We start from the raw sequence: 13,813 nt of genomic DNA on the forward strand, positions 1-13,813 counted from the left end.
CAACGGCCCGATCACTTCCCATGCCTGATCAGTCAGTTCATGACGTCGCACCACGAACGGAGTAACGACCGATCGACATTGCGGACACGCCCTAGGGCGCCAGCGGGGTGGTGATCTTCCAGCTCTGCGCAATGTTGCCGGCGGTGTTCTTGTAGTCCTGGGCCGCGTACAGACCGCCCTGCATCTGCTGGAGGTAGCGGACGGTCGGACCCTGGCCCCACTTGAAGGACGTGCCCGTGCCGGAGAGGCCCTTCACCGGGCACCAGGACGCCGCCGTGCGGAATGCGCTGCTGCGGTCGTCGGCAGCGTTGATCACGTCGAGGTGCGGCTCGCCCTTGAGGAAGTGTCCGGGTTTGCGGACGGACTCGAAGGAGTAGCAGCCGGGCAGAGCCGCCAGCGAGGGTACGACGACCCAGGTGGCGTCCTCGCGGTCGGCCTGCTTGCTGTTGGCGTCGACCGGGGCGATGAACGTGGCGTTGCCGTCCGGCGTGGACCGGCGTACGTGCCAGCCCGCGAGCTTCGCCTCGGTGGGCTGGAAGGACTGGCGGCGGGCGCGCTGGAGGTTGTCCTCCTTGAGGAACTCGGCGACGTTCTCGTCGGTGCCGGCGAGCGCCTTCTTCGCGAGGGCGACCAGGTTGGGGTTGACTCCGCTGTTCGCGGCCGCGGCCTGGATCTGGAGCGCCAGCTTGCGATTGGCCTCCGCGATCTTCTTGCGGCGGTTCTCGTCGTCGCGCTTGTACGCGGCGTCGGCACCGGTGTGGATGTACGCCTTCCACACCGCCGCGTCGGAGCTGAGCACGGCGCGCTGCCCCTCGGCGTAGAGCTCGCCGCCCTTGAGGTCGGCCGGGGCCAGGCGGAGCAGCTCACGGATGAAGTTGTCGGCGCTCAGGGCGAGATGGGCGTCGGTGACGGTGATGCGGAAGAGAGCGGCGGTGCTGGTTCGCGCGGCGATCTCCTTCTTGCGCTCCGCCTCCTTGCGGTTCTGCTCCTCCAGCTCCTCCAGCTCCTTGGCCACGTCGCGCTTGTGGGCCTCGCGCGCGCCGTTGACGATGAACTCCCGCCAGTCGGCGGGCTCCCCCGCCAGCGCCCTGAGCGCGGCGGCCTTCACCTCGGGGCCCGACGCGGCGTGCCGGGCGACGGCCCGGACGAAGTTGTCGTCGCTCAAGGCCAGCAGCTCGGGCGTGCTGGGGATGCCGATCGCCAGCAGCGCCTGGGACTTGGCGAGCCGGGCGACACGCTCGGCCTCGGCCTTGTCGCGCTCGCGCTGCTGGTCCAGGCGGTACGCGGTGTGGATGCCGGTGACGATGTAGGCCACATGGTCCGCGGGCACCGTGCTGCCCATCGCGAGTTCGGCGGCCGTCCGCACCGACTCCAGCTTCTCGCCCGCGTCGTTGGCCTTCTGCCACAGCGCGTGGATGAAGTCGTAGTCGCTGAGCAGCAGCACGTCGGCGGTGGGATCGAGGCGGACGACGGCCGCGGCGTCGACGCGCTCGGCGTCGGTCGTGCCGATCCCGGCGGCTCGGGCGACGACCTCGGCCGAGGGCTGCGCGACGGAGGCGCCCGCGGGGACGGCGGAGCCGGCCAGGGCGGTGAGTGCGGTGACGGTCACCAGGGGGCTCGTGAGGAGCATCCGGGTGCGCGCGGAGGTGTGGTGTCGGTTGTTCATGCTGGGTCGGTTACTCCTCTGCCACCGCGATGGGCGGCACGACGTGAGCGGTGTAAAGGGGAGCGGCGGGCGGGGGCCCGGACCGGTGACGGCTTGCGGCTTGCGGCTTGCGGCTGACGCGGGATCCGCGGACGGAGGCGGTCGCGGGATGGCAGGTGGTACTGCCTCTGGCGGAGGCGTCCCGTCGTGTGTGCGGACATGACGGAGTACGCCACGGAGAGAGGGAGGGAAACTCCGTACGGCGGCGGAGAGAACGGTCTCCCCGGGCACTCGGAATTCCTTGAATACGGCGAGAACGCGCGCCGCATGTCTGATTTCCGCGAAGCGGTCTGTGGATTCTCCGGACGCGGGCTCAGTGACTTCCCGAGCCGTCCTTCATTTTCCGCGGGTGCAGCGACCGTTCACCTCGGACCCGTGCTTCGACCGGAATCGACAGGAGTCGCCAGGGGTCGACAGGGACACGAGGAAGTATCGGCCGCTAGAGCCGGGACAGTTGACCGAACGCGAGCCGATCAGCGGACGAAGCGGAGGCGCCATTCCTGGCTGGGAACGTTCTCGAAACACGTCACGACATACGCCGCGGGCTCCTCGCCCGGCGCGGTTCCGCCCAGAGTCAGGCACTCCTCGGGGGCGTCCAGCGGGTGCCAGCGGATCAGGTTCTTCTCACTGCCGTCGAAGAACTGCATTTCCCAGCGCTGGGCAGCGGAGTCGTCGCACCAGTTCTGCACGACCTCGGCCTTGGCCGAAGCCATGTGCGCCACGCACCGCCCGCTGTGCTTGGCGACGAGCTGCCAGCCGCCCTTGTCGTGCGGCACGGCGGTGAAGACCTGGTTGTCCGCGGTGTCGTCGCAGTTCCCCTCGACGGCGTGAGCGCCCTGGCGGAGACTGCCGTTCGCAATGGTCAGGCACTTGTCGCGGTACTTCACCTGGATCTGGGCGGTGAGGCCGGAGGAACTCGCGGCCGGCTGCGCGGCGGGCGCGGCCGCCCGGGACGCGGGCTCGTCGGCCTGGGCTGCAGCCGAGCCGCCGGTGAGCGCCGCGGCGGCGAGGCAGGCGGTCAGCACTAATCTGACGGTGCGGGACATGGTTGATCCGTTCGTAGGAAAGCGGCGGCGCGACGGCACGGCGGCAGTGCACGCGCATGCGGGAGCGCCCGTACGACGCGGTGCGCGGACGGGCGCGTGCGTCGCAAGAGGAAGGAATACGGGAAGACCGAGGAGAAAGGGCCGGTTGACGCATCCGAGGGCGCCACGGCAAGGTCGGTCAAACGCTGAGACGGGTGCCCCGGGAGTTCCGCGCGGAGAGCGCGGTCACGGCGCGGCCCGACGAATCAGCCGGTGCGCGGTCGCCGAAGGGCGTGACAGCCACTGAAATGGCGCTGTTGACATCCGTGTCGGTCATATCTGCGGCTCACGATGGAATCCCCCCGTTACGCAATGTTCTCCGGAGCACTTGCCCATTCGGTGAAGTGTGGTCGCACTCCACCGGCCCCCTCCGGTGCACCAGTCGGTCAAACTGGTTACCTCACCCTAACCGGCGCGCGGGGAACATCGCAACGCGGGTTGAGCAATGTGTACTTCGCCATGTCCTCGGCCGGGTGCCCCGCACCTCACACCACCTCTCTTCTTCCTTTTCGGCGACTCCGCATTCGGACTGCGAACGTAAGGGGCGCACAACCTGGGGCTTCCGGGAGGAGCGGGGCCGTCACGGCGGAAGGTCCCGCCGTGACGGCCCGGTGGCGTGTCAGCTCCCCTCGGCCTCGAAGGTGCGCAGCAGATCCGCGGCGACGCTCACGGCGATCGTCGCGGGTTCCTTGCCGGTGATGTCGCCCAGTCCGATCGGGGTCTTGATCCGGTCGATGGCGGACTCGTCGTGACCGCCCTCCGTGACGAGGCGTCTGCGGAAGCGTCCCCACTTGGCCGCCGACCCGATGAGCCCGACCGAACCGAGATGGGTGGTGCGCAGGGCGGCGTCGCACAGCGCCGCGTCCTCGGCGTGGTCATGGGTCATGACCAGGACGTGGGTGCCGTGCGGCAGTTCCTCGAGCACCTCCTCCGGCAGCAGCGGTGTGTGGTGCACATGGATCTGGGCCACCGCGTCCGCCAGGACGTCGAGCCGCTCCTCGGTGAGGATGTCGGACCGGCTGTCGATCAGATGGAGGTCGAGGTCCTGGCGTGCGAGGATGCGCGCCAGTTCCATCCCGACGTGCCCGACTCCGAAGATGGCCACCGCTCGTGCCACCGGGAGTGGTTCGAGCAGCACCGACACCGTGCCGCCGCAGCACTGCACGCCGTGCCGGTTGGTCACCTTGTCGTTCAGTGCGAAGTCGAGCAGTTCCGGCTCGGACTCGGCCGCGACGATCATCTCCCGGGCCCGGTCGATCGCGACCGCCTCGACATTGCCGCCACCGATCGAGCCCCAGGTTTCGCTCCGCCCCACCACGAGCTTCGCACCGGCGTCACGGGGCGCATGGCCGCGTACGGTCGCGACGGTGACGAGCACGCCGGGCTCCCGGCGTGCTCGCAGCCGGGTGACCGCGGCGACCCAGGTCATGTCAGGCACCGCTCAGCGCTTCGGTTCCGTGACGGGTCGTCCTGCCGGAGGCGGACCCGTCGCCCGTGTGGCCGTTCCGGGAGGTGTCGTTCCCGCGAGCCGCCTGGATCGCCCAGTACACCGCCTCGGGTGTCGCGGGCGAGGCCAACTCGACGCTGACCCCGCTCGGGCCGAACGCGGCGGCGGCCTGCCGCAGCGCCTCCCGTACCGAGAAGGCCAGCATGAGCGGAGGTTCGCCCACCGCCTTGGACCCGTAGACCGCGCCCTCCTCGGTGGCGTTCCGGAGCAGCGCGACGTGGAACTCCTCGGGCATCTCCGAGAAACTCGGCAGCTTGTACGTGCTCGCGGCCTGTGTCAGCAGCCGGCCGCGGTTCGGCCCGTCACTGTTGTCCCAGCGCATGTCCTCGAGCGTCAGCCAGCCCGCGCCCTGGACGAAGCCGCCCTCGATCTGGCCGATGTCGATCATCGGGGACAGGCTGTCGCCGACGTCGTGCACGATGTCCACCCGCCGGATGCGGTACGCGCCGGTGAAGCCGTCCACCTCCACCTCGGCCGCGGCGGCGCCGTGGGAGAAGTACTTGAACGGCGAGCCCTGGAAGGCCTTCGCGTCCCAGTGCAGCCCCTCGGTCCGGTAGAAGCCGGCCGCCGACAGCTGCACCCGCTGGAAGTACGCGGTGCGGACGAGGTCGTCCCAGGCCAGCTCCCGGTCGCTGCCCAGCGTCCGGGCGACGCCCTCGACGATGCGTACGTCCGAGGCGCTCGACCCCAGTTGCGTGGCGGCCACCCCCAGCAGTCGCTCGCGCAGCTGCTCGCAGGCGTTCTTGACCGCCGCGCCGTTGAGGTCCGTGCCGGCGCTCGCCGCCGTGGCCGAGGTGTTGGGCACCTTGTCGGTACGCGTCGGGGCCAGCCGCACCTTGTGGAGCGGGATGCCCAGAGTCGTCGCCGCCACCTGCAGCATCTTGGTGTGGAGGCCCTGGCCCATCTCGGTGCCGCCGTGGTTGATCAGGACCGAGCCGTCCTTGTAGATCAGCACCAGCGCGCCGCCCTGGTTGAAGGCGGTGAGGTTGAAGGAGATCCCGAACTTGATGCCGGTGATCGCGAGGGCCCGCTTGGTGTGCGGGTGCGCGGCGTTGAAGGCGGCGATCTCGCGCTTGCGGTCGGCGATGCCGGCGTTGTCCTGGACCTGCTGCCAGACGGCGGAGATCCGTTCCGGCCGGACGACCGGCTGACCGTACGGAGTCGACTGCCCGGGCCGGTAGAAGTTGCGTTCCCGCAGCTCCGTCGGATCCAGGCCGAGCAGCGGTGCGCACCGGCCCATGATGTCCTCGATCACCAGCATGCCCTGCGGTCCCCCGAAGCCGCGGAAGGCGGTGTTGGAGACCTTGTTGGTCCTGGCGACGCGACCGGCGATGCGCGCGTTCGGAATCCAGTAGGTGTTGTCGATGTGGCACAGCGCCCGGGCGACCACCGGCTCGGACAGGTCCAGGCTCCAGCCGCCGTCCGCGGTCAGGGTGGCGTCCAGGGCCCGGATGCGGCCGTCCGCGTCGAAGCCGATCTTCCACTGGGCGTGGAACCCGTGCCGCTTGCCGGACATGGTGAGGTCCTGTGTCCGGTTGAGTCGCACCCTGACCGGCCTGCCGGTGAGCTTGGCACCGAGCGCGGCGACGGCCGCGAACCCGTGCGGCTGCATCTCCTTGCCGCCGAAGCCGCCGCCCATCCGCAGGCACTGCACCGTCACCTCGTGGCTGTGCAGCCCGAGCACGTGCGCGACGATCTCCTGGGTCTCGGAGGGGTGCTGTGTGCTGCTCTGGACGAACACCTGCTCGGCCTCGTCGATGTGGGCCAGCGCCGCGTGCGTCTCCAGATAGAAGTGCTCCTGATCGGAGAACCGGAGCTCTCCCGTGAACACGTGCGCGGAGTCGGCGAAGCCCGCTTCGACGTCGCCGCTCAGCATCTCGGGACGGGCGCCGTGGAAACTGCCGGCGTCGATGGCCTCCCGCAGCGTCACCAGGGAGGGCAGCTCGTCCAGTTCCACCTCGACGGCCGCCGCACCGAGCCGGGCCGCCTCCAGGGTCTCGGCGAGCACCCAGGCGACGGCATGGCCGTGGAACATGACCGTGTCGGGGAAGAGCGGCTCGTCGTGCTTCATCCCGGCGTCGTTGACACCGGGCACGTCAACACCGGTCAGGACGCGGACGACGCCGGGCACGGCGAGCGCGGGCCCGGTGCGCAGCGCGGTGATCCTGCCGTGGGCCTTCATGACCTGGACCGGGTAGGCGTGCAGGACGTCCTTGGTGCGGTGGACCAGGTCGTCGGTGTAGAGCGCGGCGCCGGTGACGTGCAGCGCGGCGCTCTCGTGCGGCATCGGGACGCCGACGACCGGCTTTTCCGGACGCTGGGACAGATGACTCATGCCGACACCGCCTCGGTGGTCTGTGCGAACGTCTTCAGCAGGCTCTGGCCGAGCATCGCGGAGCGGTAGTCGGCGCTGGCACGGTGATCGTTCATGGGGGTGCCCTCGGCCCGCAGCACCTCGGCCGCGGCCTCGACGGTCTCCGCCGCCCACGGCCTGCCCTCCAGGGCCGTCTCGGTGGCGAGGGCGCGGATCGGGGTGGCGGCCACGCCGCCCAGGCCGATGCGTGCCCTGCGCACGATGCCGTCCTCGATGTCGAGCGCGAAGGCGGCCGCGACGCTGGAGATGTCGTCGAAGCGCCGCTTGGCGATCTTGTGGAAGGCGGTGACCGGCGACAGCGGCAGCGGGACCCGTACCGCCCGGATCAGCTCGTCGGGCCGGCGCACGCTCTGCCGGTAGCCGGTGAAGTAGTCCGCCAGTGCGACCTCGCGCTCGCCGTCGGCGTCGGCGAGCACCAGCGAGGCCTCCAGCGCGAGCAGTACCGGCGGGCTGTCACCGATCGGGGAGCCGGTCCCCAGGTTGCCGCCCAGGGTCGCGCCGTTGCGGATGAGCCGGGACGCGAACTGCGGGAACAGATCGGCGAGGAGCGGGACACCGCCGTCGAGGCGACGCTCGATCTCGGTGAGCGTCAGCGCCGCCCCGATCTCGATGTGGTCGGACTCGACCCGCAGCTCCCGCAGTTCGGGCAGCCGGTCGACCGCCACCACGCAACCCGCCCGGCGCGAACGGATGTTGACCTCCACACCCCAGTCGGTGGAACCGGCGACCACCACGGCGTCAGGGCGCTCGCGCAGCAGCCGCAGCGTCTCGGCCAGGGTGTTCCTGCGCAGGAACGCGCTGTCGTCCCGCACGTAGTCGGTGGCGACCGGCGCGGGCGGGGACTGCTCGCGGCGCCGGGCGAGCGGGTCCTCGGCGAGGGGCGTGCCGACGGCGAAGGCGGCATCTCGGATGGGGCGATAGCCGGTACAGCGGCACAGGTTTCCGCTCAGCGCGTGGAGGTCGAAGCCGTTCGGGCCGTGCTCGTGGTCGGTGCCGTCACCGTCGCGGTGGCCGGCGGCGGTGTCGGTGCCGTCCGCCACCCCCTGGGCCGGCTCGGCGCTCGCCCGGCGGTCGGGGCGGTAGTACTCGGCGGCCATGCTGCAGACGAACCCCGGTGTGCAGTAGCCGCATTGGGAGCCGCCGCGGACCGCCATCTCCTCCTGCACCGGGTGCAGGGTGGGCGCCGTGCCGGGCCGGCCGGCCGTGGCGAGTCCCTCCGAGGTGATGAGCTCCTGACCGTCGAGCGCCGCGGCCGGGACCAGACAGGCGTTGACCGCCACCCAGTCGGTGGGCCGGTGCACCCCGGGACGGGCCACGAGGACGGAACAGGCGCCGCATTCGCCTTCGGCGCAGCCCTCCTTGGTTCCGGTGAGGCCCCGTTCGCGCAGGAAGTCCAGCACCGTGGTGTGGGGCGCGGCGGGAGCGAGAGGTGTTTCTTTCCCGTTGACGGTGATCCGCGCGGCTACCATGACGGCCCTTCGATTCGGTGCGGAGTCGGTCGATTCATCAGGTTCGCCAATGTCCGGGCAACTTTCTGTGCTCAGGGGCGCCACGGGACGGGAGCGGGCGCGAAGCGGCACGTGACAGCGGTGTGCCGGGGGTGGTGAGGGAGGACCGGCGCGTGACAGTGACGTGCCGGAGGTGACCGGGGAAGCGGGGTGTGCCGCGGAAGGGCACAGCGGGACGGCGTACTAGCAGCCGTGCGCGATACGACCCGGAACCCAGACCGTGGTGTGGGCGAGGCGACTCAGATCGGAGCAGGTGTCCATCCGCCGGTCGCCTCCTCTCGGTCTCCATGGGTGATCGTTGACCGCAAGTTAATGGCTGACGCCACGGAGGTCAAGCATGCGCTCCCGGCGCTTCCTCGCCCGTGCCGTACGACCGGCCCGGCACCGTGCCGCACCCTCACCGGGCGGCGAGACACGCCCGGTGAGGAGCGGGACCCCTGAGGGCGCCGGCATGGGGTTGAGGGGATTCCCGTCGTGCGGTGCGAACCGGTCGCATCCGGTGAGCACGGCGGGAAGGCCCGGGGCCGGGTGACGGCGGTCCGGGCTCCCGTTCGCCGGTCCCGGTCCCGGCCCCCGACTCCGGCCTGCGCCGTACGAGGGGATCGAGGCCGGTAGAGGTCGCGGGTGGCGCTCGCGGCTCAGGGGCGGGCCAGCGTGTCGACGAGGGTGAGTTCCTCGGTGTCGAAGTCGAGGTTGCCCAGGGCGGCCACACTGTCCTCGAGCTGTCGTGCGCTGCTCGCTCCCACCAGGGCGGAGGTGACGCGGCCGCCGCGCAGCACCCAGGCGAGGGCGAGCTGGGCCAGGGTCTGGCCACGGGACGCGGCGATGTCGTTCAAGGCGCGCAACCGGGTCACCAGGTCCTCGGTGAGGGCGTCGCGGTTCAGGAAGGGGCTGTCGCTCGCGGCCCGGGAGTCCTCGGGGATGCCGTCCAGGTAGCGTCCGGTGAGCAGGCCCTGTTCCAGCGGGGAGTAGGCGATGGAACCGATCCGCAGGTCGTCGAGGGCGTCGAGCAGGCCCTCCTCCTCCGGACGTCGGTCGAGCATCGAGTAGCGCGGCTGATGAAGGGTGAGCGGCGTGCCGAGTTCGCCCAGGATGCGGGCGGCCTCGCGGGTCTGCCCGGCCGAGTAGTTGGAGACGCCGACGTAGAGCGCCTTGCCCTGCTGGACCGCGGAGTGCAGGGCGCCCATGGTCTCCTCCAGGGGCGTCTCCGGATCGAAGCGGTGCGAGTAGAAGATGTCGACGTGGTCGAGGCCGAGCCGGCTCAGGCTCTGGTCCAGCGACGACAGCAGGGACTTGCGGGAACCCCACTCACCGTACGGCCCGGGCCACATCAGGTATCCCGCCTTGGTGGAGATGACCAGTTCGTCGCGGTAGGGCGCGAAGTCCGTCCGCAGGAACTCGCCGAGGGCGGACTCGGCCGCGCCGGGCGGCGGGCCGTAGTTGTTCGCCAGGTCGAAGTGGGTGATCCCGAGGTCGAAGGCACGGCGCAGGATGGCGCGCTGGGTCTCGGCCGGGCGGTCCGGGCCGAAGTTGTGCCAGAGCCCCAGGGAGAGGGCGGGCAGCTTCAGGCCGCTGTGTCCGGAGCGCCGGTAGGGCATGTCGTCGTATCGATCGGAATGTGCGGTGTACAAGGCGACTCCGTGGCGTGGCGAACGGCGCACGGTGATCCGTGCGCGGCGGGTCTGTCGTGGCGTGACCCAATCTCCCCCGCCCTCGGGGCATGAATCCAACAGGAGAATCCGATGGGATTCAGCGCATAGGCTTCTGAGTCATGGAACTGCGTCATCTTCAGCACTTCGTCGCCGTCGCCGAGGACCGGCACTTCACACGGGCCGCGGAGCGGCTGATGGTCTCCCAGTCCGGTCTCTCGGCATCGATCCGCGCCCTGGAGCGGGACCTGAGGGCGCCCCTGTTCGTACGGAGCACCCGCCGGGTGACGCTGACGGAGGCCGGGAGGGCGCTGCTGGTCGAGGCGGAGCGCATCCTGGCACAGGTACGGGCCGCGCACGAGGCGGTGGCGGCCGTACAGGGCGTGATGCGCGGGACGCTCTCCCTCGGGGCCGAGCAGTGTGTCGCCGGAGTGCACGTCGCGGGGCTGCTGGCCGCGTTCAGGCGGCGGCACCCGGAGGTGGAGATACGGCTCCGGCAGGAGGGTGGGCTCGCCCTGGCCGAGGACGTCGCCGCGGGGCGGCTCGACCTGGCCTTCGCCTACCGCACCCGGGCGGACTCCGACCAGCTGCGGTCGGTGCCGCTGGCGACCGAGCCGATGACCCTGCTGTGCCACTCCGAGCACCCGCTCGCCGCGACCGGCCCGGACCTCACCCTCCGAGGCCTCGCCGAGGAGGTCTTCGTGGACTTCCACCCCGGCTGGGGGCCGCGCCGGGCCACGGACGAGGCCTTCGCCTCCGCGGGCGTACCGCGGACCGTGAGCCTGGAGGTGAACGACGTGCACAGCCTTCTGGACCTGGTGGAGGAGGGCCTCGGTGTCGCTGCCGTACCTCGGCATTTCCGGCACAAACGGGACTCCCTGCACGCCGCCCCTCTCGCCGGCACCGACGAGGCGGTCTACGAGACGGTGGCCCTGCTGCCACCGCCGCATGCCACGAGCCCGGCAGCCCGAGCGCTGATGAAGCTGCTGGAGCGAGGCAGACGCTGACGGCCTCATGGCCCCGACGAGGACGAGGCCGCGCCCCGAACCGCCCCGTCCGGTCTCCCTGCCCGTCGAGCTGGTCCCCCGCCCCTCGTCGGTGTCGGCGGCCCGCCGCACTCGCGAGGCCCGGTCCGCCTCACCGGCGGCGTTGCGCTCGGCCGACGACGGGCACGACGTCTAGTCTCGGCCTGTGGGACAGCCCGATCAACGCGCCGAAGGCACAGGACCGTTCACGACCCGCCTCACCTGGCAGCCTCCCGGCGGCGGCACGGCCGTCTGGGAATCCCGGCCCGCCCGGCGCCGAGGCCTCATCGCCGTCCGTCCACCCGGCGCGGCCCGCGCCCATGATGCCGGCGCCGACGAGACCGCCCTCGGCCGGATCCGCAGGCTGAACGCCGTGGCCGCCACCGCCTTCGTCATCGGCGGGGCACTCTTCGCGGCCGGCGCCACCGTGGCCCAATTCGGCTCCGGCGACGCCACCACCTGTGCCTCGATCTACTTCGCCGGCGGCCTGTTCTTCAACACCGGCGGCTACGTGTCCCTGCTCCAGGTCGTCAACGCCCCTCGGCATGTGCCGGGAGGGGAAGGCGCCCTGGTCGCCCGAGGGTGGCGGTGGTGGAGCTATGAACCGATGCGGGTCGACTGGCTGAGCGCCTTCGTCCTGTTCGCCGGCACTCTGGTGTTCGCCGTCGACCTGCTCGATTCCTTCCTCCAGGGCCTGACCGTCCAGCAGGTCAACCGGCTGATCTGGGCACCCGATGTGATCGGCTGCGTACTGTTCCTGATCTCCGGCCACCTCGCGTTCGCCGAGATCTGCCACGGCCGGCCGTGCCTCCGGCAACGCGACCTCGGCTGGTGGATCGTCGCCGTGAACCAGCTGGGCTCCGCCCTCTTCATGGTCTCGGCACTCGCCGCGTACACCCGCCCCGCCACCGGCAGCCTGATCAACGCCGACATCGCCAACTGGGGCACCCTCACGGGCGCCCTCTGCTTCTCCGCGGGCGGCATCCTCCAGCAGTACGAACGTCCCTGATCGGACGTGCCACGCCCGCCACCGTGGCGGCCACGAAAGCGGCTGCCGTCCAGGCCACGGCGGCTCGGGCAGCAGCTCACCGATCAGTGTGCCGTGTCGCCTCGTGCGCTTCGGTGAGAGCTCGCTGCCGGACGTCGCCGAACAACTGCATCGTGGTGGCGGCCAGGATGTCGTCCCTGCCGATGGTTCGGCTGTCCCCCGTACGCACGGAGGGGGCCCGGAAGGGAACCTTGGGGACCGGGGGCAGGGCCGGTTCGCCCGGCATCACCAGGGTGACCGTACCGAAACGCTTGATTCCGCCCTCGCGGACGACCATGGCCGCGTCCCGGGCGAGGTCCGTCAGGAACACGCTCGCGATGCCGTCCAGGTCACGGACCATCGCAGGAACGGCCGTCACCCCCCGGCTCCGCAGCAGCTTCTTGATCCCGCCCTCGAACCTGTGGGCGCCGACCACCGCACTCGGTCTGCGCGATCTGCCGCGCTTGCGCGAAGGCACGACGACGCCCTCGGAGTCGTACCGGTCACCGGACCGGACACGAAACGTCGGACTGTGCTCGTACCACCCGCCCGCCACCTCGACCTCGACGTTCCGGTCGATCGCCGAGATGAGGTCCCCGGGAATCAGCTTCCTCCGGGCCTCCTCCGCCGCCGCCCTCCTCGCACCGTCGATGATCTCCGCCAGCACGGTCCGCGTCACCGACGCGGCAGCCCACGCGGCCGGCCGGGAGACGTGCATCGGGGTCACGTCCCTGAACACCACTTTGACGAGGGAAGGTTTGAACGACGGGAGATCCACGACCGTGGCGGTTCCGGGACCGCTGCGCTCGGGGCGTACGGGCTGTGCGGTCATCGGAGGAAACGCTCCCTGCTGTCGGAGTCATCGGCGGACCGCACTTCATCACACGGACCGCTCTGCCCCCATCCTCCATCGAGGCGACACCCCGTCAAGAACTCGGTGTGACGCAGCGTGCTTCGAAGGCGGCGCGGACGAGGTCGAGCAGGAGGGGTCGAGCCCCGAAGAGAGGTGAGTCGCGGTGCAGGGCGAGGAGGTGCCTTCCGATCAGAGGGTCGCCCGTGAGTCTGCGCATGGCCACGCCCTCACGCGCCCGGGCCGACCCCTGGGCCAGAGCAACGCCGACGCCCTGGGCGACCAGGTCGCAGAGGATGCTGAGATCTCCGATCCGGTGGGGTGACATCCGGGGCGCGAATCCGGCCGGAGCGCAGGCGTCGGCCAGAGCCCCGTAGTCGTCGCAGCCCAGGTCGTGCGGCGGGAGCAGCCAGGTCTCGTCGGCGAGGTCCGCGAGGTCGACACGGTCCTGCCGGGCGCGGGGGTGGCCCGCGGGAAGGATCACCACCACGGGCTCGAGTCCGATGACGTCGACGACGACCCCCTCGGGCGGAGTCACCCCGAAACCGTCCAGGTCGACCATGCATCCGGCGTCGACGGAACGGTCCTCGACTCCACTCATCGCGGCCCCCGTGGACGAGAACTGCACAAAGGTCACAGGATTGGTCACCGCGGCGGGCAGATGCAGCGTCAGGTGGCTCAGTATCGGCCCGGAACTGCCGCCGACCGTCACCGGCTCCGCACCGTCCACCGGGCTGAGCCGGTAGCTGCGAATCCGGTCGGCGCTGGCCACCGCGGTCCGCGCGTGCGCGAGCACCAGTTCACCGGCCCGCGTGGGCGCGACGCCGCACGCCGAGCGCTCGAAGAGCGGTTGCCCGAACGACGCCTCGATCCGCCGCAGTTGGGTGGTCATGGCCGGCTGGGACAGAAACAGGGCGGCGGCTGCCCTGGTCAGGCTGCCCGCTTCGGAGATCGCCAGCAGAATGCGGAGATGCCGCAGTTCCAGGTCCATGGCTGATTGAGGCTAGTTCACACGCGATGTCATGTCCATGAGCAAGGTGTGAGAGGGGGCGGACCGCGCGGGGCGGGCAGGCATTCGACGGA

Annotated in this window: 10 protein-coding genes; 2 read left to right on the forward strand and 8 right to left on the reverse strand. The window is 70.8% G+C overall.

Features of this window, described 5'->3' with window-relative positions; genetic code table 11:
* Window positions 1–91: 91 nt before the first annotated feature.
* The 6 genes from IE311_RS34650 to mgrA form a co-directional block, all read right to left on the reverse strand.
* The gene (locus IE311_RS34650; protein WP_189835861.1) at window positions 92–1,666 is read right to left on the reverse strand and encodes an AbfB domain-containing protein; all 1,575 of its coding nucleotides are present in this window, start codon (window positions 1,664–1,666) and stop codon (window positions 92–94) included.
* A gap of 512 nt (window positions 1,667–2,178) precedes the next feature.
* Window positions 2,179–2,751, reverse strand: coding sequence for an RICIN domain-containing protein (locus IE311_RS34655; protein WP_189835862.1), 573 nt, complete (start codon window positions 2,749–2,751; stop codon window positions 2,179–2,181).
* Window positions 2,752–3,409: 658 nt separating this feature from the next.
* The gene (gene xdhC, locus IE311_RS34660) at window positions 3,410–4,219 is read right to left on the reverse strand and encodes a xanthine dehydrogenase accessory protein XdhC (protein WP_189835863.1); all 810 of its coding nucleotides are present in this window, start codon (window positions 4,217–4,219) and stop codon (window positions 3,410–3,412) included.
* Window position 4,220: 1 nt separating this feature from the next.
* On the reverse strand, window positions 4,221–6,632 hold the full coding sequence (gene xdhB / locus IE311_RS34665; protein ID WP_189835864.1) for a xanthine dehydrogenase molybdopterin binding subunit: 2,412 nt from the start codon (window positions 6,630–6,632) through the stop codon (window positions 4,221–4,223).
* Entirely contained in the window at window positions 6,629–8,140 is a 1,512-nt protein-coding gene (locus IE311_RS34670; RefSeq protein ID WP_189835865.1) for a xanthine dehydrogenase small subunit, read from the reverse strand. Before IE311_RS34670 ends, xdhB begins: the two co-directional genes overlap by 4 nt.
* A 677-nt stretch (window positions 8,141–8,817) precedes the next feature.
* Window positions 8,818–9,810, reverse strand: coding sequence for an L-glyceraldehyde 3-phosphate reductase (mgrA, locus tag IE311_RS34675; protein ID WP_189835866.1), 993 nt, complete (start codon window positions 9,808–9,810; stop codon window positions 8,818–8,820).
* 140 nt (window positions 9,811–9,950) lie between these two features.
* Between mgrA and IE311_RS34680 the strand changes: the two genes are divergently transcribed.
* Window positions 9,951–10,835: a LysR family transcriptional regulator gene (locus IE311_RS34680; RefSeq protein ID WP_189835867.1), complete on the forward strand. Its 885-nt coding sequence runs from the start codon at window positions 9,951–9,953 to the stop codon at window positions 10,833–10,835.
* Window positions 10,836–11,019: 184 nt separating this feature from the next.
* A complete protein-coding gene (locus IE311_RS34685) occupies window positions 11,020–11,862 on the forward strand; it encodes a hypothetical protein (protein ID WP_189835868.1) in 843 nt (280 codons plus the stop codon).
* Between the two features lie 76 nt (window positions 11,863–11,938).
* Here the strand turns inward: IE311_RS34685 and IE311_RS34690 are convergent, their stop codons facing one another.
* Together IE311_RS34690 and IE311_RS34695 are read right to left on the reverse strand one after the other, a co-directional pair.
* Window positions 11,939–12,712: a hypothetical protein gene (locus tag IE311_RS34690; RefSeq protein ID WP_189835869.1), complete on the reverse strand. Its 774-nt coding sequence runs from the start codon at window positions 12,710–12,712 to the stop codon at window positions 11,939–11,941.
* 94 nt (window positions 12,713–12,806) lie between these two features.
* Window positions 12,807–13,721 carry a LysR family transcriptional regulator gene (locus IE311_RS34695; protein WP_189835870.1) on the reverse strand — a complete coding sequence of 305 codons (915 nt, stop codon included), beginning with the start codon at window positions 13,719–13,721 and terminating at the stop codon, window positions 12,807–12,809.
* Window positions 13,722–13,813 lie beyond the last annotated feature (92 nt).

It is taken from the genome of Streptomyces zaomyceticus, assembly GCF_014656215.1.
Lineage (GTDB): Bacteria > Actinomycetota > Actinomycetes > Streptomycetales > Streptomycetaceae > Streptomyces > Streptomyces zaomyceticus.

Coding starts and splice junctions, on each gene's coding strand:
- IE311_RS34650 (WP_189835861.1), bottom strand. CDS start 1,666: ATGAACAACCGACACCACACCTCCGCGCGCACCCGGATGCTCCTCACG.
- IE311_RS34655 (WP_189835862.1), bottom strand. CDS start 2,751: ATGTCCCGCACCGTCAGATTAGTGCTGACCGCCTGCCTCGCCGCCGCG.
- xdhC (WP_189835863.1), bottom strand. CDS start 4,219: ATGACCTGGGTCGCCGCGGTCACCCGGCTGCGAGCACGCCGGGAGCCC.
- xdhB (WP_189835864.1), bottom strand. CDS start 6,632: ATGAGTCATCTGTCCCAGCGTCCGGAAAAGCCGGTCGTCGGCGTCCCG.
- IE311_RS34670 (WP_189835865.1), bottom strand. CDS start 8,140: ATGGTAGCCGCGCGGATCACCGTCAACGGGAAAGAAACACCTCTCGCT.
- IE311_RS34680 (WP_189835867.1), top strand. CDS start 9,951: ATGGAACTGCGTCATCTTCAGCACTTCGTCGCCGTCGCCGAGGACCGG.
- IE311_RS34690 (WP_189835869.1), bottom strand. CDS start 12,712: ATGACCGCACAGCCCGTACGCCCCGAGCGCAGCGGTCCCGGAACCGCC.
- IE311_RS34695 (WP_189835870.1), bottom strand. CDS start 13,721: ATGGACCTGGAACTGCGGCATCTCCGCATTCTGCTGGCGATCTCCGAA.